Source organism: Nitrosovibrio sp. Nv4 (assembly GCF_900215485.1).
Classification (GTDB): domain Bacteria; phylum Pseudomonadota; class Gammaproteobacteria; order Burkholderiales; family Nitrosomonadaceae; genus Nitrosospira.
On the sequence record NZ_OCMZ01000001.1, the window covers coordinates 511,947 to 534,632 of the forward strand.

The window sequence follows — 22,686 nt, forward strand, 5'->3', positions numbered from 1 at the left end:
GGCGGCTGCCCGGGACTGTCCGAAAGGGCTTCTATTTTTTCCGGAATATCAAATCCCATACGCCGTGCCCCAGGCGTAAACCCCGCTGTTCGAATTTCGTCAAGGGCCGGTATTCGGGACGGGGGGCGTAACCAACAGCGGTGTTGCTTAGTTGCAATTCGCCGGTCAATACGCTCAGTATTTGTTCGGCATAATCCTTCCAGTCCGTGGCAGCATGGATATAGCCGTCACGCTTCAGGTACCGGCACAGCAACGTGATAAATTCCGGCTGTATCAGCCGGCGCTTATGGTGGCGCGACTTAGGCCATGGGTCGGGGAAAAAAATATGCAGGCCCTCCAGACACTCGGGTGGCAACGCGTGTTGCAGCACCTCTACCACGTCATGCTGGATAATGCGTATATTCGTCAATCCAAATTCTTCGATTTGCTTGAGGAGGCTGCCTACCCCGGGGGTGTGAACTTCAACGGCGAGATAATCGTTCTGTGGATGCGACCTTGCGATAGCGGCTGTCGTTTCGCCCATACCGAAACCTATCTCCAGAAACCGGGGGGCACTCCTGCCAAAGACTTGATCAAGATCAAGCAGATTTTCCGAAGACGTTCCCGCAAATGGAATGCCATATTTCGGCATCAGCATTTCGTGGGCGCGGCGCTGCGCATTTGAGACTCGCCCCTGACGAAGGACAAAGCTGCGGATTGCACGATGCTCTGCCATTAACAAGTGCCGCAAAGGAGCGAGGAGCGGAAGGACGAGGAAATTATGAGGCTTTGCCCCTGTCTTACGTCTTTAACTGGCCGATAGTCCCGGCGACTGGCGAACTGGGGCTTGCACTGTATAATTTCTTTGCCATGCGACCGGCCAGATAAGCCTCGCGGCCCGCTTCAACGGCTTTTTTCATGGCTGAAGCCATCAGCACCGGATTTTGTGCAGCAGCAATGGCAGTGTTCATGAGCACGCCGTCGCAGCCTAACTCCATCGCGATAGCCGCATCCGAAGCCGTGCCCACACCGGCATCCACGATTACCGGAACGGTGGCATTCTCGATAATGATCTGCAGATTCCACGGATTGAGAATACCCATGCCGGAGCCGATCAGCGAAGCGAGCGGCATCACCGCCACACAGCCAATCTCTTCCAATTGCTTCGCTGCGATAGGATCATCCGAAGTATAAACCATTACCTGAAAGCCTTCCTTTATCAGAATTTCGGCGGCTTTAAGGGTTTCCACCATATTGGGGTAGAGCGTCCTCGGATCGCCGAGAACCTCAAGCTTTACAAGAGTGTGGCCATCCAGCAATTCACGCGCAAGGCGCAGGGTGCGCACGGCGTCTTCCAGCGTGTAACACCCGGCCGTGTTGGGTAACAACGTATATTGTGATGGCGGCAGCACATCCAGCAGATTTGGCTCATCGGGGTTCTGGCCGAGATTGGTTCTGCGAATCGCCACGGTGACGATCTCTGCACCACTTGCGTCAACTGCCGCGCGAGTCTCGTCAAAATCCTTATATTTGCCGGTGCCGACCAGGAGCCGGGAAGAATAAGTTTTACCGGCAATGACGAGGTTATCCATGAGCTTATCCGCCATCCTTATCCTCCACCTACAGCCACTACGATTTCAAGCCGATCGCCATTTACCAGAATCGGCTCATCGAACTTGCTGCGCGGGACGATTTCGCCATTGCGTTCTACCGCGATCCGCTTGCCTTGCAATCCCATGTGCTCCAGCAATTGCGCGATATTCAAAGTTGCATCAGCTGCACTCTGCGCTCTCGTTTCCGCTCCATGCGAGATGGGGACGTGCTGGGGCTGACCATTAACGATGAGTTGTATCATTTTTAAGACCGCCTTAAGCGGATACAGTGCAGGATATACATTGAAATAACATTGTATTATTGCACTGATTATACGGGGGAGCGGTCTCATAGTCGACAACAGCGCATCGCGTGTTCCGCCAACACTTGCTCTGTCTTTACTTGGACAGGCTGCAAGCCAGCACCTTTTTTCATAGCGTTTTTGTCTTCACATCACGGTACAGCCATAAAGCTCTTTCCATCGTATAATCCAGCTACGCAGCGGGTGTAGCTCAATGGCAGAGCAGAAGCTTCCCAAGCTTACGACGAGGGTTCGATTCCCTTCACCCGCTCCAACCTTCCCCGCCTATGAAACGTTATTCCAGATATGTTCCAATCATATTTGTCGCCGTAACGATTCTTCTGCTCGGCTTTGTCATCTATATCGCCACCATCTTCGATCCCAATGCCTACAAGTCCCAGATCATCCAACTGGTGAAAGATAAAAAGCAGCGCGAACTCAGGCTCGATGGCGATATCAAACTCACGTTTTTCCCCAGCCTCGGCGCGGAGTTCAACAATCTTGTTCTTAGCGAACATAAGAGCGACCAGGAATTCGCTGCTGCGGAACGCGTTCTCGTGTCTCTCGCGATCCTGCCATTGCTCAGGAAGCAATTGGAGCTGGACGAAATCATCATGACGGGGCTGACGGTTAACCTGGTCCGTTTCACGGATGGCAGCACGAATATTGACGACCTGATCGCCAGGGACGAAGAGCCCAAACAATTCAAATTCGATATTGGTCATGTGCGGGTGGAAAAAAGCACGCTTGCTCTTCGCGACGAAGCGAGCGGAAGGCATTTTGTATTAGCGGATTTTAATCTTGAGGCTGACAGGATCGGTGGTCAATCTGGCTCGATTGAAAATGAGGTTCGGAGCAAGGTAGATCTGGGCTTCAGGTTAGATCAACCCAAACAAGCCGGGATCAAGCTGGCGACCAGGCTGACATTCGGTTTAACGCTGGATGCGGAAAAGCAGTATTACGCCGTGGAGGGCCTGAAGCTGAAAAGCGAGGGACAGATTCCTGGATTCAATCATCTGGTGATAAATTCGACAGGTGACTTGTTTGCAAATATGACTGGAGGTCCTGCTGCTGGTGAATTCGCGGCAGATAAATTTACTCTCACCATTACCGGAATAAGCGGCAGAAATAATTTGGACATCCAACTCGAGGCGCCGCGTTTAAGCCTGACCGGCGAAAACGTGGCTGGCAAGCGGATTACTGCAGTGGTGAATATCGTCAGCGCCGAAGCTAACACTAACGGGCAGCTCATTTTAACGGACATAGAAGGCACCGTGAATGATTTCACGAGCCGTGAGCTGACTGCTGAGCTGGAATCAAAAAGGGGAGATCTGGTGGTTAAAACCATGCTTGCCTCGCCACTTGCTGGCAGCATCACTACCCGGCAATTGCATCTGCCGGACTTGAAGGGGGTTATTCATGGCAATGGTCCTCGCATACGTGACAACGGCGTTGGCGTTACGCTACTGGGGAGCGCGGTCCTGGATGGCTTATCGCAGAATGTGCAGGCGAGCGTCAGCGGGAAGTTCGCAGACAGCAATATTGAAGCGAAGCTGGCAGCGACCGGGTTTGCCCAGCCCGACCTCAACTTTGAAGTGGACATCGATCAACTGGATTTAGATCGCTTTCTGTCCCTGGAAGCGCAAAAACACGTAGAACATGCCAAAGTGGAAATGCCGAAGGCATCTGAGCAAGGGCTGGATTTATCCGTATTGGAGGATCAAAAAGTCCAGGGCTCAATCCGGATCGGTTTATTGAAGGCTGCCAATTCCACGTCATCCGGGATCAGGCTGGATATCAGGTCTAACTAGCGCTGGAGGCCCGAACTTGAACTCTTTTGCCGCAAAACTGATCGGCTGGCAAAAACAGCATGGCCGCCACCATCTGCCATGGCAAAATACGCGCGACCCCTATGCGATCTGGTTGTCCGAAATCATGTTGCAGCAGACGCAGGTGAGTACCGTGATTCCATATTACCGGAGATTTCTCCAGCGCTTTCCCGATATCAACAGCCTTGCCCTGGCCTCGCTCGATGATGTGCTGGCACAATGGAGCGGCCTGGGTTATTACTCCCGTGGAAGAAATCTGCACCGGGCGGCACGCTTGATCGTTGCTAATCACCAGGGTATTTTTCCGAGAGACGTGGAAGCAATCCGTCAGCTTCCCGGCATAGGACGCTCTACCGCTGCCGCAATTGCCGCATTTGCTTACGGCGAGCGGTGCGCAATACTCGACGGCAACGTCAAGCGTATTTTTGTCCGCTATTTTGGCATTGAGGGTTACCCAGGGGAAAAATGGAACGAAATATTGCTGTGGCAAAAAGCTGAAGAACTGCTGCCACCCCGTGACGCAGACCAGAACCAGATCAATGGGCGGATCGAAGCTTATACTCAGGCGTTGATGGATCTCGGGGCAACCGTTTGCACTCGCGGCAAACCGAAGTGCGCATCGTGTCCCGTGCAAAGCGACTGCATTGCGCTGCGAGATAGCCGGACAGACAAGCTGCCGACTCCCCGGCTGAGAAAATCGCTACCGGAAAAGGAAACAGTCCTGTTGGTGCTGATGAAGCAAAACATGATTCTTCTGGAAAAACGCCCGGCCACCGGTATATGGGGCGGTTTGTGGTGTCTGCCCGAAATGCCCGTGAGTAAAAATGCCGTCGAATATTGTATGCAGAACTTTGGAATGAAAGTAAAGCCACCGGCGCAGATGCAGCCGTTCGATCATACCTTTACCCACTTCAAATTAAGGATCTATCCACAGTCGCTGCAAGTTGTTTCTTGTTCAGTCGCTACCGGAAGCAAAGGACAAGACAGAGGCGAAAGTATATGGATGACAGCCGATGACGCGCTGAAAGCAGCTATTCCCTCACCGGTCAGGAAACTGCTCATACAGCATGGCTGTCCACAAATTATGCCGTTGTCGCAAAAAAAACGGACTGCAACTTAACCAATTAGCCATATGTCGTCACATGAAATTAAAAAGATGAATGACTGGAGGGATTGGAGAAAGCATCAGCGAGCTGAACTGATGGCGATGAGGGAATGCGTTGCTGTAGAAGATTACCGCTGCTGGAGTACCGCCATTACCAGTTCGCTCGAACAGGGTTTTCCATTGTTACAAAAAAGCATAGTGGGATTCTGCTGGCCTCACCGCGGCGAATATGATCCCCGTCCAGTGATGAGTTTTATTGAGGCGCGAGGTGCGACGCTTGCGCTTCCTGAGGTAGTGAACAAATACGAACCGCTGCGGTTTCGCAAATGGTGGCGTGACGCGCCAATGAAAATCGGTGCCTATGGCATCCCGGTGCCCGAAAACACCGACCCGGTAACGGTCGGCGCGCTGATCATCCCAATGATTGGTTTTGACAAGATGGGCTTCCGGATCGGGTATGGCGGGGGTTATTTTGATCGTACGCTGGTTGCAATCGATCCGCGGCCACTGGCTATCGGTGTGGCGTTTGAAATTCTGCGGCTGGATAGCGTGCATCCGCACCGGCACGATGTACCTATGGATTTTGTCGTGACCGAGGCTGGAATTTATCGCGTAACGTTGACCGGACTGGATTTGATTTCTGCCGAGGAGTGCGCAGCGGAGAATGCTTACCCTAAATCCGGCAGTTGACCGCTCATTTTTTCAATTTAACATTATTAATTGACAAAGACTTTTTGTATCACTTGAGCTTCACCTTTTTGGTGAGTTCGCTACGGGGCGGATTGAAAACGGTTTTTGCGGCACATGGCTGCGTTGCAACTCCTTGGAATGGGGTGCCCGAGGGACCCCGCAACGCGGGGATCGGGCAGCGTGGGGACGCCGCGACCGCGTTTCACGGCGCCCGCATCCCGCTACGGGATCGCACCTTCCTACGGAAGGCACCGCTCCGCCCTGCGCGGTCGCACCATTCCGTGTCGTCGCGCCTTGCCCCGCACCCCAAAAACCGCACACTCCACCCCGTCCAACTACCGGATTTAGGATAACGGACTATTTTTATCGGCCGGGCAAACGCCGATATCGATATCAGTTACGTCAGTCAGCTAATTTTGCTCACCCCAACGAGGCATGAGAGACTGCGCTACCCCGAGATGATCTAGTATGCGCGCCACCACAAAATCCACCATATCCTGCACGGTCTCCGGATGGTGATAAAAGCCGGGGTTGGGCGGCATGATTATCGCCCCGCTGCGCGCAAGCTTGAGCATATTTTCCAAGTGGATCGGAGAAAACGGTGTTTCACGCGGAACCAGAATGAGCTTGCGATTTTCCTTCAGCATCACGTCCGCCGAACGCTCGATCAGCTTTTGACTTAGCCCGGCAGCGATGGCGGCGAGCGTTCCCATGGTACATGGACACACAACCATGGCGTCCGCCGGATTGGAGCCTGAGGCAACCGGTGCAAACCAGTCCTCGCGTCCAAATACCCGCAGCTGTCCTTCCGCGGCATTAAAGCGGCGGCTGAACAATTCCTCTGCTTCTTTCGGGCGAGACGGCAGCACCAGTTGCATCTCCTGGTGCGCGACGATCTGCGCCGCTTGCGAATAGAGCAGGTAAACCCTATTGCCGCCGGCCAGCAGCAATTCCAGCAGACGCACGCCGTACGGCATCCCCGAGGCGCCGGTATAAGCAAGCGTAATTGTTTTTGTTGTATTCATTGAGACGCTTATTCTTCTGTATTCAACCCGATTCTATGCATCCAACTCCCTATGGCGCACCAGAACCTGGTTATTCTCTGTGAAATACCGTGCCAGCCGTTCCACGAAATAAACCGAGCGGTGGCGCCCGCCGGTGCAACCTATAGCGACAGTGAGGTAGTTTCGATTGTCGCGAATGAAGCAGGGCAGCCAGTCATCCACAAATCGTTTGATGTCCTCGAACATTCGATTGACGCTGACATTCGCGTCAAGGAATTCGATTACCCCGCCATCCTTTCCGGTAAGGGGCCGCAGAAGCGCTTCATAGTGCGGATTGGGAAGGCAGCGAACATCGAATACCATATCGGAATCCAGAGGAATGCCGTGTTTGAAGCCAAACGACTGGAACAGGAGCGTCAAACGCGCATGATCGAGGCCGATGAAATCTCTTATCCATGCCCTCAGGGAGCTGGCGCTCAAGTCGCTGGTGTCGATTCGGTTTGCGAGATCGTGTATTTCACGCAGGGTTTCGCGCTCCAACTGTATGCATTCCGGCAGGGTTAACTGATTGTCGCTCAGCGGATGGCGACGACGGGTTTCAGAAAAACGCTTTACCAGCGTATCGGTTTTAGTTTCAAGAAATAGCAGGTGCACTTCCATTCCCTGCCGTCTCAGATCAGCCAATTGTTGCGGCAACAGATGTAACGTTTCCCGGCTCCTGGCATCAATGCTGACAGCCACGCGTTCGTGTCCGGACTCCTTTAAATAAACCGTTACCTCGGGCAGCAGGTTTGCGGGAAGATTGTCCACACAATAGTAGCCATTATCTTCCAGAACAGTAAGCGCGATGCTCTTCCCGGAGCCGGAAAGGCCGCTGATGACGATCAGCTGCATTTGTCAAAATTTGTTCACGGTTCATTTTCAGGCAGTTGCTTATTTTGCCCATTCTCCATTTCCAGTTGATGCCGCGAGAAAAACTCTTGGGCGCTGTCGATACCGCGTAGCTGCAGAACGTAATTACGCACCGCCGCTTCTACCAGGACAGCCAGATTTCGCCCAGCGGCAACCGGAATGATAACCTTTCGAATATTAACGTCCAGAATGCTTTCGGTAACATCATTGATCGGCAGCCGTTCCATGGCATTAAGGTCAGCGCTGCTGGGTTTTTGTAAATGCACAATGAGCTTCATATTTTTTTTTCGGCGGACCGCGGTCTCGCCAAAAATGGTCCGGATGTTCAGCATCCCCAGTCCGCGCACTTCAAGAAAATCACGCAACATTGGAGGACAGCAACCTTCCAGGGTTTCCGGCGCAATGCGATAAAGTTCCACCACATCGTCCGCAACCAGCCCATGGCCCCGGCTCACAAGTTCCAGTGCCAACTCACTTTTGCCGACACTGCTTTCACCGGTAATCATCACCCCGAGTCCCAGAACATCCAGCAACACCCCGTGCCGGCTACAGGAAGGAGCGAGGACACGCCCCAGATATGGGCGTAATACCCAGATCACCTCAAGGCTGGAGTATGGTGAGCAGAAAAGAGGAGTATGAGTGGTGTCTGCCAGATTTCTTATCGAGGCTGGTACGGAGGCGCCGCCCGCTACAATAATGCACAACAGGCGGCTTTGCGCCAGTCGCTGCATATGCTGTTCCAGAGAAGCGGCGTCAAGCGCATCGAGATACTCGGCTTCGGTCTCGCTCAGTACTTGTATCCAATTGGGATGGATGAAATTGAGATGGCCAATCATCCCCTGCGTGGACTGCGCAATGGACTCATTATCAAGATGACTGCCGCCCCCATCTCTACCGGCGTCCCAGGTCAGACTCAGCTTTTGCCGTTTGTCCTCAAACAGCTGTGCAGCGTTGATTCCGGACATCTGGATGGGATTGCCTTCTAAGTTAACAGGAGATAAAGAAAATTGATCATTGTCCCGATGGCGGTGATCCTGAATCGGTCATCGTCACTCAGGCTCCGCTTCCTGATTCTTCAATGCGTCATCATGCCGATAGCTTTCATTCTTCTCTTTGTGCCTGAGTAATTGACGATCGAGTTTATCCGCCAAACTATCGAGGGAGGCATACATATCGGCATCGGCGGCTTCTACAAAAATATTCTTGCCGCGTATGTGTACATTGGCTTCAGCCTTTTGCCTGAGCTTTTCGACCGACAAGACCAGGCTGATATCAATAACGTTGTCAAAATGGCGTGTAATCCTCGCCAGCTTCGAATTCACGTAATCACGCAATGCGGGAGTGATTTCAACATTGTGACCGGTAAGATTGAGATTCATCATGCCTCCCTGGGGGGTTAAAACGATTTCCGGAGATTAACGGGAGGAATCTGAATGGACTCCCGGTATTTTGCTACCGTACGGCGGGCAACCATAATACCCTGCTGTCCCAGAATTTCCGAAATCTGATTATCGCTCAGCGGTTTCTTCGAATTCTCGGCGCTTATCATTTGCTTGATCAAAGCGCGAATGGCGGTGGCGGAACAGGCGCCGCCGGTATCGGTTGCCACATGGCTACCGAAAAAATACTTCAATTCGAATATGCCTCGCGGCGTTCGCATGAATTTCTGTGTGGTCACCCGCGAAATTGTGGACTCATGCAAATCAAGCGTATCAGCAATTTCCCGCAATACCATCGGCCGCATGGCGACGGCTCCATGCTCGAAAAATTGACGCTGGCGTTCGACAACGGCCGAGGATACCTTAAGAATGGTGCTGAAACGCTGGTGCACGTTCTTGATGAGCCATTTGGCTTCATGTAATTGGCTGGACAACCGCCGGGCGGAATCATCATGGCAACGTTTCAGAATGTCAGCATAGAGCCGGTTGATCTTGAGGCGTGGCATGGCTTCCGGATTAAGACTGGCTACCCAGGCGCCACTGACCCTTGTCACAATCACGTCGGGTATGATGTAACGGGCGACCGCTGAACTGAATGCCATGCCTGGTCTCGGGTTGAGGCGGGTAATCGTGTGCTGGATCGAACGCAGGCATTCGTCGTCGCAATGCAGCAGCTTTTTGATCGTGCAAAAATCTCGTGACGCCAGACTGTCGAGATGGTTGTTCACGAGCAGCAACGCCTGATCCCGGTAAGGGGTACATTCCGGCAGTGCATGCAATTGCATGACCAGGCATTCCCTCAAGTTACGTGCGCCAACGCCGGGGGGGTCCAGATGTTGCAAATATTCGAGAGCGATGTGCAGATCGTCAATATCGATTGCAAGCTCGGGTGGCAACAGATCGACGAGTTCTTCCAGGTCTTGGACAAGATAGCCGTCATCGTTCAGGCTGTCGATCAGTAAACCGACGATTTTCCTGTCGCGCTCGGGGACCTGGCTAAGACTTAGTTGCGAGTTGAGATGCTCACGCAGACTTGGTGGCTCCGCCGCCTGCTGCGGAAAATCACGCTCGTCATCGTCATCACGCGCATGGCGAAACGGTCCGTCATCCGAAAACCAGTCCGGCTCATCCGCGGCTTTTTTTTCGTAGGGATCATCCTCGATTGGGAGCAGCTTGGCGCTGCCATCATCCGGAATCTCAATCAAGTCAGCGAGCGGCTCCGCGAGGCTATCAAGCGTGGTGTTTCGATAGTCTATGGCGTCGTTACCCAGATTGTCGTCCAGTTCCAGGAGCGGATTCTCCTGAACGATGCGTTCTATTTCCTGGTTCAGTTCAACTGTAGAAAGCTGCAACAGCCGTATGGAGTGTTGCAACTGCGGGGTAAGCGTCAGATGCTGCGATAGCTTGAACTGGAGAGTAGGCTTCATAATTTGGAAAACTACGGTAAAACCAGATTCAGGATTGAATATATATTTTCACAGCCGGAAATGTTCTCCCAGATATACTTTTCTCACACTTTCATTATAAATGATTTCATCGGGAATACCGCTAGCCAGCACTTTCCCGTCGCTGATGATGTACGCATGATCACAAATACCCAGTGTTTCCCGGACGTTGTGGTCCGTAATGAGTACGCCGATATCACGCTCCTTGAGGAACCTGATAATTTTCTGGATATCCAGCACGGCAATGGGATCCACACCTGCAAATGGTTCATCCAGCAGGATGAACCGTGGCTGCGTTGCCAGTGCGCGTGCAATTTCAACACGGCGGCGCTCTCCGCCGGATAAACTGATAGCCGGACTGGCACGTATGTGACTGATATGCAGATCATGCAGCAGATCGTCGAGGTGCTGCTGCATTTCATCGGCCGTGTAATTCTTCAATTCCAGGACCGCGCGAATATTATCCGCCACGGAAAGCCGCCTGAAGATTGAAGCCTCCTGCGGCAGATAGCTCAAGCCCAGCCGTGCGCGCAGATGCATCGGCATCTGGCTTAAATCACCATCGTCCAGACAGATGCTGCCCCCATCCAGCGGCACCAAACCCACCATCATGTAAAAACAGGTGGTCTTGCCCGCACCGTTGGGGCCCAGCAGGCCAACGACTTCACCGCTGCGAACAGAAAGCGAAACATCTTGCACCACGGTCCGGGACTTATAACGCTTTTTTAAATTATTGGCTTTGAACTCGCTCATTTTTGGAACTGTTGGCGGTTCCATTTCATGGATTCCCGGCGTCCGGTTTAGGTTCCTTTTTCTTCGGCTGGATGACCGCCCTCACTCTCCCCTCGGAATGAGTTTGAGTGCTCGCGTTATTGCCATTGTTGCTTGTTACCTGAAAAAACTCGTTGATAGCATCGTACGAAATATAGTCGCCATGTACTTCATCCTGTCCGCGCCTCAATCTCGCTTTCTTGAAAAGCTCCACTGTATCAGTCTTGCTGTCATATTCCATACGTTCACTCCAGCCCTCGACGTACTCGTCCTTGCCATCGCGCTTTTGCCGAAAACTGGCAAGGTTACCGAAAGCAGTGGCGTGCTGAAACCCGTTCGCGTCTTCTTTCACCGTCATCTTGTCGGAACGGATAACCAGCGTACCCTGCGTGAACACAACATTGCCGGTAAATGTGGCAAGCTTGTTGGCATCCTGCACCGTAGCCCGGTCCGCCTCCAAATGGACCGGTTTGTCTTTATCGGCCCGCTCAGCCAATACCGGCCCCGCAAACAGCATACCCAAAAAAAATATGACAAAAAACGATTTCATGCCTGTCCCGCGTTATAGCGGCTTACGTGCGTTATCATGGACAACCTTTACCTGTGACAACAGGCGGGTGACATTGGTACGGTTGTTCATTTCCATGCCGACTGCTTTGATAACCGCATTCGTTTCGGTAATAACCACAGGCTTATCGGTTTTAGCGATGTCGTCATCCGGCATGAGATGCAGCAGGCTGGTCGTCATGGTTGTCTCGGCTCGACCTTTACCCGCATTTCGCAGTACAGTAACGTTACCCGTCAAATAAATATCCTCGCCATTGGCGGACATCTTCGCTTGGTCCGCTGTCACTTGCACCGGTGGTTTGCCGGGCTCGGTATCGATAAAATGAGGGTTTTCCACGTCAGTGGTATCGTCGTCCGGATAATGCACCATTCTTTTCGCTATGAGGGTGTGACGTGCAATGCCTTCATTTCCCATGCGAATGGCCGAGAAATTTTCCACCACGTAATCGGGAGTGCGGCGCGATCCGTTGTCTTGCGTCGGAGAAAGCGTCCGTGCCGGCTGATTCAGCCATAATGACAACGCTGCCAGCAAGACGAGTATAACGAGAAGGACGCCGAAAAGGAGGCGGCTGGTCATTTAAGATATGTCGCCAAGTGGGTATCCAGCGTATCCTGGGCGTGCATGATCATTTCGCAGATCTCGCGCACTGCGCCGCGTCCACCTTCAAGACGGGTGACATAATGGGCATGTTTTTTCACCAGGGCAGGCGCAGCAGGCACGGTGATGGCAAGACCGCAGCGCAACATTACCGGCAAATCTATCAGGTCATCACCTACGTATGCGCAGGCGGAAGCATCCAGTTCCTGTTCCTTCACCAACGCTTCGAATACAGGCAGCTTACTTTTTGCGCCTTGATAAACAGTTGTGACGCCCCAGTCTTTTGCTTTCAAATCCACGCAGCGCGACTGCCTGCCCGTAATGAGGGCGATTTTGACTCCGCTCGCCCTGAGCATTTTCAGACCATGGCCGTCATGGCTATTGAATGCCTTGATCTCCTCGCCGCCATCTGTGAGATAAAGGCTTCCATCCGTAAGTACTCCGTCAACGTCGAAGATAACTGTACGGATCTTCCTGGCTCTTTCCAGTAGGTATTGCATCGATATAACAACGGCTGATTGCTCGTCGCGGTTCAAAATAAATAGTTAAATTTTCCGGATATGGAGCAGGTCAACTGGCCTCATACCCGGTATCTCAGCAACGGCATTCGCCCTCCGTCCCCTGCCGGTGATATATAGCTTCTGCCCAATACTGCTATTGAGATGAACGCGGAGAAGAAGATCTGAATGATGACTTCTTGCCCAGGCAACACCTGCGCTTGGCTCTTGGCACCTGACATAAAAATGGGGCGCCATAGACGCGGGAACATAAGGTTATTCAGTCCAACGGGTGGTAGCTTGCCATACTCTGGCGATGGGCAGACGACGCGCAACAGGGAATTGTACCAGAACCAGAGGCGGCCCTGACAAGCCGAGATATAGCCCTTCGTCCTTCAAGCCTGTGAGGGGCCCTTGATACGTTAATGACAACGAGGAAACGGGGCCGTTCGCTAGGTACTGGGTAGTACTCTATCGGACGCCCTCCCCTGATAGCGGGAGCAAGCACGCTGATATGGCGCAACCCCCTCCTTTCGATTCTATCTTATGGAAAATGCCCGATGAGCAAGAGGCCGATCAGTTTTTGGGCAACGGGAATACCACTGACTCAACCACGCCACTCAATTCCTCCACCACCACTTCCTTTCCCGCTTGTCCTGCTCCTATCTGTCTCAGTCTCGAAATGACTTCCTGCACCAGTACTTCTGGTGCGGAAGCGCCGGCGGTGATACCGATCTGGTCTTTTCCTTTCAGCCACCTTTCCTGCAACTGCTCGGCGCGATCTATCATATATGCGTCCACGCCCGCATTCCTCGCAACTTCACATAACCGGTTGGAGTTGGAGCTGTTGGGTGAGCCGACCACAATTACCAGGTCACACTGCTTGACCATCATTTTGACGGCATCCTGCCGATTTTGCGTCGCGTAGCAAATATCGTCCTTTTTCGGCCCGGTAATTTTTGGAAAGCGCTTTTTCAAAGCCTTGATCACCCGCGTCGCATCATCCACCGACAGCGTAGTCTGGGTAACATAGGCCAGATGAGTCGGATCTTTAACCTGCAAATTGTCGACATCTTCTTCTGTTTCCACCAGATACATGCAAGGGCCGTCTCCTTCAGCCTGTCCCATCGTGCCCTCTACTTCGGGGTGCCCTGCGTGGCCGATCATGATGATCTCCCTTCCCTGCTCCCGCATCTTTGCCACTTCAATATGGACTTTGGTCACCAGCGGGCAAGTGGCGTCGAACACCTTGAACTGTTGCGCCTCGGCTTCTCGCCGTACCTCATGGGAAACTCCGTGTGCGCTAAAGATCAGAATGCTGCCAACGGGCACTTCATCGAGATTTTCGACAAATACAGCTCCCTTTTTCTCCAGATTCTCCACCACGAAGCGGTTATGCACCACCTCGTGGCGTACATAAATTGGCGCCCCATGCATACTCAGCGCGCGCTCGACAATTTCTATCGCACGATCCACTCCGGCACAAAAACCGCGAGGATTTGCAAGCAATACCTTGATCATTGGTCATTCTCCATAAAGACTTCATTCAAGTACCGATAATGCTCATGGTACTGTTCGCGGTTCAGCAACCACTGCACACTCCGCCGGGGTCCACACATGCACAATGGTTCGATAATCCGATGGCAAAAGCCGTGGACCGTTATTTTAACAACCTGTCGGACTTAAAGGAAATCGGCTCCGCCTGAGGCAGTCCTCAGGCAGCCCCTCAAAAATCCCTTTTACTGTTGCGAGATTAAATGCCTTGTTGAAAAACATTCCTTCCCTGGCCTGACCGAACGCTTTCCAGCTTCGCACAGACTGTTTTTGCTGCTTGCAGCATTCGAACAGTCTGGCGATGCAAGAGATCTGGATGCACAAAAAACAAATGGTTATTTCTTACTGCGCTGAGGTCCGGAAAACCGCGCAACATCCGCTTCGTTCCAGTTTCAGCGAATTCAAGCGATACGCTGCTGATAACGGCCTGAGGATCGGCTTCCAGTAAATTCTCGGCGGATATCACCGGCGTCAAGGAAGGCGCGGACGCGAATATATTGACGCCTCCACAAATGTCGATGATATCGCTGATAACATGATTGCCATTCACCGTCATCAACGGCTGATGCCATATTAGCGGAAATACGCTGATTTTATGTCGACCACCATAGTTCAGCTTGATTCGCTGCAACTCCTCCTCATAGGTCTTCGCCGCTAATCCCGCGCGCGTGAGGGTTCCCGCCAGCTTGCCGGTAGCCCGCAGCAACCGCGGAACATCTTCCAGCCTGGATGCTTCAGTGACAAAAACCGTGATGCCCAGTTTCTCCAGTTTCTCGATATCCGTTGAGGCGTTGCCGCTGCGCCATGCAATCACCAGATCAGGCTGGAGGGCAATAATTCTCTCCAGATCAAGGCTGGATGAATCGCCGACATCGGTAATAGCCGTGGCGGCCGCCGGATAATCGCTGTAACGGCTGACGCCTACCAGTTTGTCCCCGGCTCCTGCTGCGAATACCAGTTCAGTGATATGCGGAGAAAGGGAGATGATACGCTTGGCAAAATGGTCCAGATGGGTGTTGCGACCGCGATCATCGGTCAGATTAATGGGAAAAGTGAGCAGCGAAGCTTCATCCGCAATGTCAACAGCGCCAGCAACGCGCATAGAAGCCCAAAGTGATGCCGAAAATACAAACAGCAATATTAAAATGCTGCGCCGTATCTTATCGAGGAGCATGGCAAGGTGGACGGGCATTCCCAATGCGGATATTTGTGAATTCGCGTTTTTTTAAGAAGATTTTTATGGAAAATAATGGAGACTATGCATCCTGATAGCGTCCAGCCAGAGCGACGCGTTGCTCATAAGCTTCACGCGCGATGCGAACATCTTCCAGAAAGAACGGCAACTCCCTGATCAGCAGCGCCTGTGGCCCATCCACGAGCGCCTTGCCCGGCACCGGGTGAAAATCCACCAGTACCATATTGGCGCCCGCAATCACTCCCTGGGCGGTTACGTGCATGATATCGAGCAGGTCATCCGGCGAGGACGCGCGGAGACCCACGGAATGCGAAGGATCTATGCAGACCGGCATGCGCGTGAGGCGCTTGACCACTGGCACATGGGCAAAATCCACGAAATTGCGATGAGGATCAGCCATGTTGGTTTTCATGCCGCGCAGGCCAAAGACGACCTTGCGGTTACCTTCGGAAGCCAGGTATTCCGCGGCGTTCAGCGATTCATCCAACGTAATGCCGAAGCCGCGCTTGAGCAGTACCGGAAATTCCTGCTGGCGTCCGACGATTTTCAGCAGTTCGAAATTTTGCGTGTTGCGCGTACCGATTTGCAGCATCACGCCGGTTGAATTTCCTGTCCGGTAAAGCGCGTCACAAATTTCTTCCACATGGGATTCATGAGTGATTTCCATGGCTATCACTTTGATGCCGTATTTCCCGGCCAGCTCGAACACGTAAGGCAAGCAGGCTTTGCCGTGGCCTTGGAACGAGTATGGGCTGGTACGCGGCTTATAGGCGCCCATACGAGTGCAAACCTGTCCATTGTCGCGTAACGCCTGCATCATCGATTCGACATGCTCCAGCGTATCCACTGCGCACAGCCCGGCGAACACGTTCAGCGTATCCTGGCCAAAGCGTACGCCGTTATAGTTGAAGTGCGTGGACCTGTGATCGTTCTTGTGCCGCCCGAGAACACGATACTCCTCCGAGATTCGGACAACCTGCTCGACACAAGGCAGGTTTTGCATTTCCTCGACAGGCAGTGGCTTGGTGTTTCCGATCAGATACACCTCGGTAAGCGTCTGTTCGATGCCGACCTCAGTATGCACGCGCGTGGAAATACCGGGTAAATTGGCGAGATGCGCCAATAACTGCTTATATTCGGGGCTGTCCGGACGAGTATCCGGATTCAGAACAAGGATCATGGAGTAGTATCGGGTATCGGCAAACCGGGGCGCTTTGAAGCGTGGCGTGCGAAAAGACGGAATTCTAACCGAAAAAACCGATGCTTGCCATTCAATTGAATATGGCGTTTAATAACTTTTTCCTACATAAATAGGGCCCTGAAATCCATTTTTCGATCTGAAAGGCGTCGTTAAAAAAGCAAAAAATGGCTTTGCGGGCATCCTGCTACCAACATAAGCCGGTCCCGCGCCGTTTACCTGTGACACAGCAAAGCATAAAAGTCCAAAATCCTCATCTGGCCGACCTACCGCCGGCAATATTTCTGATGGGTCCCACCGCAAGCGGCAAAAGCGATATCGCGCTGGGAATCGCCCGGTATTTACCAGTGGAAATCGTTAGCGTGGACTCGGCCCAGGTCTATCGGCACATGGATATCGGTACGGCGAAACCCGACGCGGAATCCCTGGCTGCGGTGCCGCATCATCTCATCGACCTGATTGAGCCACAGGCGCGTTATTCCGCGGCGCAATTCCTCAGTGACGCGCTTGGGGCAATGCGCGAGATTATGCAACGAGGCAATATTCCGCTGCTGACCGGTGGGACCATGCTTTATTTCACGGCTCTGCTAGACGGTCTTTCGGAGCTTCCCTCCGCAGATAGCGGCGTGCGCGAGATAATCGAAGCCAAAGCAGAAGAACACGGCTGGCTCGCGATGCACAAGGTGTTGTCGCGGCTGGATCCCGTCAGTGCGGCGCGCATCCAGCCTGCGGATAGCCAGCGCATTCAGCGCGCGCTCGAAGTGTGTTATCTCACCGACAAGCCCATGTCGGAAATTCTGAAGAAGCCCAGACGCGTTTCTCTTCCTTATCGCGTAGTCAAGATCGCCCTCATTCCCTCTAATCGCGGGTTGCTGCATCAACGCATTGCGCAACGCTTCGAACAAATGCTCAAACTGGGATTAATCGACGAAGTCCGCACAATCCGTGATAAATTCGAACTCAACGCCGAAAGCCCTTCGATGCGCTGCGTCGGCTATCGGCAAGTATTGATGTATCTGGAAAAAGAAATCGATGCGGAAAGACTGCGGGAAACGGGACTGGCCGCCACACGGCAATTGGCCAAGCGGCAGCTCACCTGGTTGCGTTCCATGAAAGAAATACAGGAATTCGATTGCCTGGAAGAAAATTTGCCGCAACAGGTACACAGGTATCTCCTGGATACTGGCTTGAAACCTGCAGAGGCTTCATAATCGGGATGATTTATTTGATGGCCCGGTTGATATTTCTTTAAATAAATTCTGAAGGAAAAACAAAATGAACGATAGATACGGATTGATTGTTCTAGCCGTAACCCTTGTTGGCGCCCTGTCGGTCGCCGGTTGCGGAAAATCCGAAAAAGTGCATGAATCCTGGGTGGAGCCTCCAGCACAGGGGCAGGTAGACGATAGCACCCTCAACAGCACGATAAAGGCTGCGTTACTGGCCGACCCCGAGGTAAGACATCTGGATGTCAAAGTCGAGGCAAACGATGGCAAGATCATGCTCAGCGGTTTTGCGGACAACGAAACCCAGCTGGAGCGGGTAAACATGCTCACGTGGATGGCTGAAGGCGTCAAGAAAGTAGACAATAAAATGAGCGTAAGAAGCGGGGCGGCGCCAGCAGACACAGCGGGTAGTTGATTTTATCCGAAGTCCCGTAGAGGGTAGTTAGTGATACAGCTATAGCAAAACTACGCAGGAAAATTATCTTGATTTCTTCTCTGCTTCTGATGCTGGTTCTGATCATCGGCGTTATTCTTTTCGTTCCGCCGGTGCGTCGCGCGCTCATTTCGAACCACATGCTCAAAATTTTCCGCAAAATCCTGCCGCAGGTTTCGCAAACCGAGCAGGAAGCGCTGGATGCGGGAACGGTATGGTGGGATGGAGAACTGTTCAGCGGCAGGCCGAACTGGAACAAATTGCTGGCTTATCCCAAACCGAAACTCAGCGCCGAGGAAAAAGCCTTTCTTGCCGGTCCGGTCGAACAATTGTGCGCGATGCTGGACGAGTGGCGAATTACGCGCGAGCTATATGACCTGCCGCCCCATGTCTGGCAATTCATCAAGGACAACGGTTTTTTCGGGATGATCATCCCCCGGCAATATGGTGGCCACGGCTTCTCGGCACTGGCGCATTCCGAGGTGGTCATGAAAATCAGCTCGCGCAGCGGAACCGCGGCGGTGTCGGTGATGGTGCCGAATTCGCTGGGGCCATCAGAGCTGTTGCTGCAATACGGCACGGAGGAGCAAAAAAATCATTATCTGCCACGCTTGGCAAAAGGGCTGGAAGTGCCTTGTTTTGCGCTTACCGGGCCGGATGCCGGCTCTGACGCGGGTGCAATTCCCGATACCGGCGTCGTCTGTCATGGCGAATTCAATGGCGATGAACACGTGTTGGGCATACGGATCAACTGGGAAAAACGCTACATCACCCTTGGACCGGTCGCAACGCTCCTCGGCCTCGCCTTCAAGTTGCATGACCCGGATGGGCTATTGGGCAACGAGAAGGACCTGGGGATTACACTGGCGCTTATTCCCACCAGTACGCCGGGAATAAACATCGGCCGGCGTCATTTCCCGCTCGATGCCGCTTTTCAGAATGGCCCCAATTCGGGGAAAGACGTATTCATCCCGATGGAATGGGTAATCGGAGGGCTCGAAGGAGTGGGCAGCGGCTGGCGCATGCTGATGAACTGCCTGGCCGTCGGGCGTTCGATTTCCCTGCCTGCCACCAGCACCGGCGCGGCCAAGCTGGCGGCGCGCACCACCGGCGCATATGGCAGGGTGCGAGTGCAGTTCAAGATGCCAATCGGACGGTTTGAAGGCGTTGAGGAAGCGCTGGCAAGAATCGGCGGCAATACTTACATGATGGACGCTGCGCGAATAATGACGGCTGGGGCGGTGGATCTGGGTGAAAAGCCTTCGGTCATCTCGGCCATTGTCAAATATCATCTTACTGAGCGTGGACGCCAGGCGATAAACGACGCAATGGATGTGCATGGCGGCAAGGGTATTTGCCTTGGGCCCAGCAACTATCTGGGGCGCAACTATCAGCATATCCCCGTCAGCATCACAGTGGAAGGCGCCAATATCCTCACTCGCAATATGATTATTTTCGGTCAGGGAGCCATACGGTGTCACCCGTACCTGCTAAAGGAAATTCAGGCTGCCAATGATGCCGATGCAGTGCGCGCCTCCGTGCAATTTGACCGGGCGTTCAGCGGGCACGTTGCTTTCACACTCGGCAATGGCTTGCGCACCCTGCTGCATGGACTTACCGGCGGTACTCTTGCGAGTGCTCCCGGCAGCGTAGGCCCTGAAACGCAGCGTTATTACAGCCAGCTGATGCGTTTCTCTGCCGCTTTCGCTTTTCTCGCCGATATCTCCCTTCTGATCCTGGGAGGGACCCTGAAGCGGAAGGAAAGAATATCTGCCCGCCTTGGCGATATTCTCAGCATGCTTTATTTATGCTCGGCAACGCTTAAACGTTATAAAGACGACGGCCGGCCTGCCGCCGACTCACCCCTGCTGCATTGGTCCATGCAAGATGCACTTTATCGCATGCAGCAGGCATTCGAGGGATTGCTCGATAATTTTCCCGGTAGTGTTGTCGCGGGGCGAGTGTTGCGTTTTATGATATTCCCCTGGGGCATGCCGTTTTCACCGCCTTCAGATAAGCTGGGCCATGAAGTAGCCAAGCTGATGCTGTCCCCAGGGGAAGCACGTGACCGGCTTACCGCGGGGATTTATGTGCCTGCATCCGCTGACGAACCGCTGGGCATTCTGGAACAGGCCCTACAGTGCGCAATGGTGTGCGAAGCAGTGGAAGCCAAGTTGCGCGCCGCAGTCAAGACAGGCCGAATTCCAGCTCAGGGCGACGAAAGAATTGCGGCTGCTCTCAAGCAGAGAGTCATCACCACATCGGAACTGGAGCTGATGGGGGAAATGAAATCATTGCGCCGCCGTGTCATTATGGTAGACGATTTTCCTCCGGATTTTGGTGGCGCATCAGTCATGGTACCGGAAGCTGCGCCGGCGCAATCAACTGCATGAGTAGCGCATGGAAGGCAGGGGCTCGCCGCAATAATCCCGCGGGTCAAAAACAACAGCATACGGAAAACATCATGCAAACCGGACAACCAGACCTGACTGACATTATCCCGGTAGAGACCGCCCGAACGCTCGACGGCCTGTTTCGCGAGCGAGTGCGCCGTTCCCCCGAAATGGTCGCCTACCGCGATTACGATCGGTCCAGCGGCAAATGGCGTGATCTCACCTGGGCGCAGATGGATGAACGCATCGCACATTGGCAAGCTGCGTTCTCCCGGGAAAAGCTTGACCCCGGCGACCGGGTGGCGGTGATGTTAAGAAACTGCCCGGAATGGGTAATGTTCGAGCACGCGGCGCTGAGACTCGGACTCGTGCTTGTACCGCTTTATACAGCGGATCGCCCGGAAAACGCCGCCTATATCCTGCATGATGCGGGTGTCAAGGTATTGTTGCTGGAAGAACTGGCACAATGGCAAGCATTTTCCGATGTGCGGGATCAGATCGGCAATCTCGTACGCGTCATTACGATCCAGGCGAGTCCCAGAAAAACCGACGACGACCTCGTGCTCGCGTTGCATGACTGGTTGCCGGACAGATCGGGGGAAGAAATGCCGGAGCGGCCGCCGGAAGAAGCTGAAGCGATACAGCGTGCCGATCGTGATCCACATGAACTTGCCACGATCATCTATACCTCGGGTACCTCCGGCCGGTCCAAGGGCGTAATGTTGAGCCATTACAATATCCTTACGAATGCTTATAGCTCCCTCCAGGTCGTGCCTATCAGACAGGACGATCTGCTGCTTTCATTTCTGCCGCTGTCGCATACCTTCGAGCGAACAGTCGGTTACTATGTCCCGATAATGCGCGGCGCTACCGTCGCTTATGCCCGTTCGGTTCACCTGTTGCAGGAGGATTTGCGGACTATCCGGCCGACTATCCTGATTTCGGTACCTCGAATCTATGAGCGGATTTACTCGGGAATTCAAATCGCGCTGGCGGAAGGGCCGGCTTTGCGCAGGGAACTGTTCAAGCTGGCAGTAGATGTCGGCTATGGTCGCTTTGAGTATCAGCAGCGGCGCGGCCCCCGGCATTTTTCCCATCTGTTGTGGCCGCTGCTGGAAAAGCTGGTGGCGAAGAAGGTAATGAACAAACTGGGCGGGCGGCTGCGCACGGCAATGAGCGGCGGCGCAGCCTTGTCGGGCGATGTCTCGCGGGTTTTTATCGGCTTGGGGCTCCCCATTCTGCAAGGCTATGGGATGACTGAAAGCAGCCCCGTGGTATGCTGCAACACACCTGATGACAACGTTCCGACCAGTGTGGGCCGTCCCATCCCGGGGGTGGAAGTAAAACTTGGCGAAAACAATGCCCTGCTGATCCGCGGCCCCAACGTAATGCTGGGTTACTGGAACGATCCCGAGGCCACTAAAGCGGTAATGGCGCCTGGCGGCTGGCTCAACTCCGGCGACATCGCCCATATCGATGGGCATGGCAGGGTAACCATCACCGGGCGCCTGAAGGAAATCATCGTCATGTCCACAGGCGAGAAAATTCCACCCGCGAATATGGAAGCGGCGATTTTGCGTGATCCATTGTTCGATCAAGTGATGGTAATTGGCGAAGGCCGTTCATATTTAAGCGCGCTGGTAGTCCTGAATTCCGGCAATTGGGAAAACATGGCCGGGCAATATAATCTTGATCGCGATTGGCGGCGTCTGGCGCGGGATCATTCGCTTGAAGAAATTTTGCTGGAACGAATCGCCCGTCAGATAAAAGAATTTCCCGGTTACGCGAAAATATACCGCGTGGGGCTGGCGAAGGAGCCGTGGACTATCGAGAACCATATGCTGACGCCTACCCTGAAATTGCGGCGCAGGCACGTGCTGAACCATTATCGCGCTGAAGTGGAACGGCTCTACGAGGGACATTAGCCGGATGATGGGTCACGTTTCACTCCCCCCAT

At 53.4% G+C, this 22,686-nt stretch carries 22 protein-coding genes and 1 tRNA gene; 8 read left to right on the forward strand and 15 right to left on the reverse strand.

The genetic code is table 11. The features are described 5' to 3' along the window. Positions 1-31 precede the first annotated feature (31 nt). From trmB to thiS, 3 genes are all read right to left on the reverse strand, one after another. Positions 32-715, reverse strand: a complete 684-nt coding sequence (gene trmB, locus CRO05_RS02210) for a tRNA (guanosine(46)-N7)-methyltransferase TrmB (RefSeq protein ID WP_097065636.1) — start codon at positions 713-715, stop codon at positions 32-34. A gap of 64 nt (positions 716-779) precedes the next feature. Then, on the reverse strand, positions 780-1,571 hold the full coding sequence (locus tag CRO05_RS02215; protein ID WP_097066609.1) for a thiazole synthase: 792 nt from the start codon (positions 1,569-1,571) through the stop codon (positions 780-782). A 17-nt stretch (positions 1,572-1,588) separates the two neighbouring features. Beyond that, a complete protein-coding gene (gene thiS / locus CRO05_RS02220) occupies positions 1,589-1,834 on the reverse strand; it encodes a sulfur carrier protein ThiS (RefSeq protein ID WP_097066610.1) in 246 nt (81 codons plus the stop codon). Positions 1,835-2,073: 239 nt separating this feature from the next. On the opposite strand from thiS, the gene CRO05_RS02225 reads away from it, so the two are divergent. The 4 genes from CRO05_RS02225 to CRO05_RS02240 all read left to right on the forward strand — a co-directional run bounded on the left by CRO05_RS02225 (position 2,074) and on the right by CRO05_RS02240 (position 5,497). Further along, a tRNA-Gly gene (locus CRO05_RS02225) sits at positions 2,074-2,147 on the forward strand. 13 nt (positions 2,148-2,160) lie between these two features. Further along, complete coding sequence (locus tag CRO05_RS02230; RefSeq protein WP_097065637.1) at positions 2,161-3,684, forward strand: AsmA family protein; 1,524 nt, start codon at positions 2,161-2,163, stop codon at positions 3,682-3,684. A 16-nt stretch (positions 3,685-3,700) separates the two neighbouring features. Then, complete coding sequence (mutY, locus tag CRO05_RS02235; protein ID WP_097065638.1) at positions 3,701-4,822, forward strand: A/G-specific adenine glycosylase; 1,122 nt, start codon at positions 3,701-3,703, stop codon at positions 4,820-4,822. Between the two features lie 36 nt (positions 4,823-4,858). Then, positions 4,859-5,497 carry a 5-formyltetrahydrofolate cyclo-ligase gene (locus CRO05_RS02240; RefSeq protein ID WP_097066611.1) on the forward strand — a complete coding sequence of 213 codons (639 nt, stop codon included), beginning with the start codon at positions 4,859-4,861 and terminating at the stop codon, positions 5,495-5,497. Between the two features lie 410 nt (positions 5,498-5,907). Here CRO05_RS02240 and CRO05_RS02245 read toward each other — a convergent pair whose 3' ends face one another. The 12 genes from CRO05_RS02245 to CRO05_RS02310 form a co-directional block, all read right to left on the reverse strand. Next, positions 5,908-6,522 (reverse strand): flavin prenyltransferase UbiX, encoded by a 615-nt coding sequence (locus tag CRO05_RS02245; RefSeq protein ID WP_097065639.1) that lies wholly within the window; start codon positions 6,520-6,522, stop codon positions 5,908-5,910. Between the two features lie 33 nt (positions 6,523-6,555). After that, entirely contained in the window at positions 6,556-7,395 is an 840-nt protein-coding gene (rapZ, locus tag CRO05_RS02250) for an RNase adapter RapZ (RefSeq protein ID WP_097065640.1), read from the reverse strand. Between the two features lie 14 nt (positions 7,396-7,409). Further along, positions 7,410-8,378, reverse strand: coding sequence for an HPr(Ser) kinase/phosphatase (hprK, locus tag CRO05_RS02255; RefSeq protein ID WP_097065641.1), 969 nt, complete (start codon positions 8,376-8,378; stop codon positions 7,410-7,412). Positions 8,379-8,462: 84 nt separating this feature from the next. Further along, positions 8,463-8,792: a ribosome hibernation-promoting factor, HPF/YfiA family gene (hpf, locus tag CRO05_RS02260; RefSeq protein ID WP_097066612.1), complete on the reverse strand. Its 330-nt coding sequence runs from the start codon at positions 8,790-8,792 to the stop codon at positions 8,463-8,465. A gap of 17 nt (positions 8,793-8,809) precedes the next feature. After that, entirely contained in the window at positions 8,810-10,279 is a 1,470-nt protein-coding gene (locus CRO05_RS02265; RefSeq protein WP_097065642.1) for an RNA polymerase factor sigma-54, read from the reverse strand. Between the two features lie 48 nt (positions 10,280-10,327). Further along, a complete protein-coding gene (gene lptB / locus CRO05_RS02270) occupies positions 10,328-11,050 on the reverse strand; it encodes an LPS export ABC transporter ATP-binding protein (RefSeq protein ID WP_097066613.1) in 723 nt (240 codons plus the stop codon). Positions 11,051-11,075: 25 nt separating this feature from the next. Continuing rightward, the gene (gene lptA, locus CRO05_RS02275) at positions 11,076-11,618 is read right to left on the reverse strand and encodes a lipopolysaccharide transport periplasmic protein LptA (RefSeq protein WP_097065643.1); all 543 of its coding nucleotides are present in this window, start codon (positions 11,616-11,618) and stop codon (positions 11,076-11,078) included. A gap of 12 nt (positions 11,619-11,630) precedes the next feature. Continuing rightward, positions 11,631-12,212, reverse strand: coding sequence for an LPS export ABC transporter periplasmic protein LptC (lptC, locus tag CRO05_RS02280; RefSeq protein ID WP_097065644.1), 582 nt, complete (start codon positions 12,210-12,212; stop codon positions 11,631-11,633). Continuing rightward, complete coding sequence (locus CRO05_RS02285; RefSeq protein ID WP_097066614.1) at positions 12,209-12,733, reverse strand: HAD family hydrolase; 525 nt, start codon at positions 12,731-12,733, stop codon at positions 12,209-12,211. The genes lptC and CRO05_RS02285 overlap by 4 nt, the downstream gene beginning before the upstream one ends. Before the next feature lie 573 nt (positions 12,734-13,306). Next, a complete protein-coding gene (gene ispH / locus CRO05_RS02295; RefSeq protein ID WP_090882968.1) occupies positions 13,307-14,251 on the reverse strand; it encodes a 4-hydroxy-3-methylbut-2-enyl diphosphate reductase in 945 nt (314 codons plus the stop codon). A 232-nt stretch (positions 14,252-14,483) separates the two neighbouring features. Further along, positions 14,484-15,476, reverse strand: coding sequence for a cobalamin-binding protein (locus CRO05_RS02305; RefSeq protein ID WP_235001252.1), 993 nt, complete (start codon positions 15,474-15,476; stop codon positions 14,484-14,486). A 64-nt stretch (positions 15,477-15,540) separates the two neighbouring features. Continuing rightward, entirely contained in the window at positions 15,541-16,659 is a 1,119-nt protein-coding gene (locus tag CRO05_RS02310) for a 3-deoxy-7-phosphoheptulonate synthase (protein WP_097065648.1), read from the reverse strand. 305 nt (positions 16,660-16,964) lie between these two features. Here CRO05_RS02310 and miaA point away from each other — a divergent pair, with 305 nt between their 5' ends. The 4 genes from miaA to CRO05_RS02330 all read left to right on the forward strand — a co-directional run bounded on the left by miaA (position 16,965) and on the right by CRO05_RS02330 (position 22,654). Beyond that, positions 16,965-17,888 (forward strand): tRNA (adenosine(37)-N6)-dimethylallyltransferase MiaA, encoded by a 924-nt coding sequence (miaA, locus tag CRO05_RS02315; RefSeq protein WP_219909429.1) that lies wholly within the window; start codon positions 16,965-16,967, stop codon positions 17,886-17,888. Between the two features lie 64 nt (positions 17,889-17,952). Beyond that, entirely contained in the window at positions 17,953-18,318 is a 366-nt protein-coding gene (locus CRO05_RS02320; protein WP_097065650.1) for a BON domain-containing protein, read from the forward strand. 89 nt (positions 18,319-18,407) lie between these two features. Further along, positions 18,408-20,729: an acyl-CoA dehydrogenase gene (locus CRO05_RS02325; RefSeq protein WP_200814312.1), complete on the forward strand. Its 2,322-nt coding sequence runs from the start codon at positions 18,408-18,410 to the stop codon at positions 20,727-20,729. Positions 20,730-20,800: 71 nt separating this feature from the next. Then, the gene (locus tag CRO05_RS02330) at positions 20,801-22,654 is read left to right on the forward strand and encodes a long-chain fatty acid--CoA ligase (protein WP_097066615.1); all 1,854 of its coding nucleotides are present in this window, start codon (positions 20,801-20,803) and stop codon (positions 22,652-22,654) included. Positions 22,655-22,686: the final 32 nt, after the last annotated feature.

Coding starts and splice junctions, on each gene's coding strand:
- CRO05_RS02330 (WP_097066615.1), top strand. CDS start 20,801: ATGCAAACCGGACAACCAGACCTGACTGACATTATCCCGGTAGAGACC.
- hpf (WP_097066612.1), bottom strand. CDS start 8,792: ATGAATCTCAATCTTACCGGTCACAATGTTGAAATCACTCCCGCATTG.
- thiS (WP_097066610.1), bottom strand. CDS start 1,834: ATGATACAACTCATCGTTAATGGTCAGCCCCAGCACGTCCCCATCTCG.
- CRO05_RS02320 (WP_097065650.1), top strand. CDS start 17,953: ATGAACGATAGATACGGATTGATTGTTCTAGCCGTAACCCTTGTTGGC.
- CRO05_RS02215 (WP_097066609.1), bottom strand. CDS start 1,571: ATGGATAACCTCGTCATTGCCGGTAAAACTTATTCTTCCCGGCTCCTG.
- CRO05_RS02245 (WP_097065639.1), bottom strand. CDS start 6,522: ATGAATACAACAAAAACAATTACGCTTGCTTATACCGGCGCCTCGGGG.
- CRO05_RS02240 (WP_097066611.1), top strand. CDS start 4,859: ATGAATGACTGGAGGGATTGGAGAAAGCATCAGCGAGCTGAACTGATG.
- CRO05_RS02325 (WP_200814312.1), top strand. CDS start 18,408: ATGCTGGTTCTGATCATCGGCGTTATTCTTTTCGTTCCGCCGGTGCGT.
- CRO05_RS02230 (WP_097065637.1), top strand. CDS start 2,161: ATGAAACGTTATTCCAGATATGTTCCAATCATATTTGTCGCCGTAACG.
- CRO05_RS02310 (WP_097065648.1), bottom strand. CDS start 16,659: ATGATCCTTGTTCTGAATCCGGATACTCGTCCGGACAGCCCCGAATAT.
- hprK (WP_097065641.1), bottom strand. CDS start 8,378: ATGTCCGGAATCAACGCTGCACAGCTGTTTGAGGACAAACGGCAAAAG.
- trmB (WP_097065636.1), bottom strand. CDS start 715: ATGGCAGAGCATCGTGCAATCCGCAGCTTTGTCCTTCGTCAGGGGCGA.
- CRO05_RS02265 (WP_097065642.1), bottom strand. CDS start 10,279: ATGAAGCCTACTCTCCAGTTCAAGCTATCGCAGCATCTGACGCTTACC.
- lptC (WP_097065644.1), bottom strand. CDS start 12,212: ATGACCAGCCGCCTCCTTTTCGGCGTCCTTCTCGTTATACTCGTCTTG.
- CRO05_RS02305 (WP_235001252.1), bottom strand. CDS start 15,476: ATGCCCGTCCACCTTGCCATGCTCCTCGATAAGATACGGCGCAGCATT.
- lptB (WP_097066613.1), bottom strand. CDS start 11,050: ATGAGCGAGTTCAAAGCCAATAATTTAAAAAAGCGTTATAAGTCCCGG.
- miaA (WP_219909429.1), top strand. CDS start 16,965: ATGGGTCCCACCGCAAGCGGCAAAAGCGATATCGCGCTGGGAATCGCC.
- rapZ (WP_097065640.1), bottom strand. CDS start 7,395: ATGCAGCTGATCGTCATCAGCGGCCTTTCCGGCTCCGGGAAGAGCATC.
- ispH (WP_090882968.1), bottom strand. CDS start 14,251: ATGATCAAGGTATTGCTTGCAAATCCTCGCGGTTTTTGTGCCGGAGTG.
- CRO05_RS02285 (WP_097066614.1), bottom strand. CDS start 12,733: ATGCAATACCTACTGGAAAGAGCCAGGAAGATCCGTACAGTTATCTTC.
- lptA (WP_097065643.1), bottom strand. CDS start 11,618: ATGAAATCGTTTTTTGTCATATTTTTTTTGGGTATGCTGTTTGCGGGG.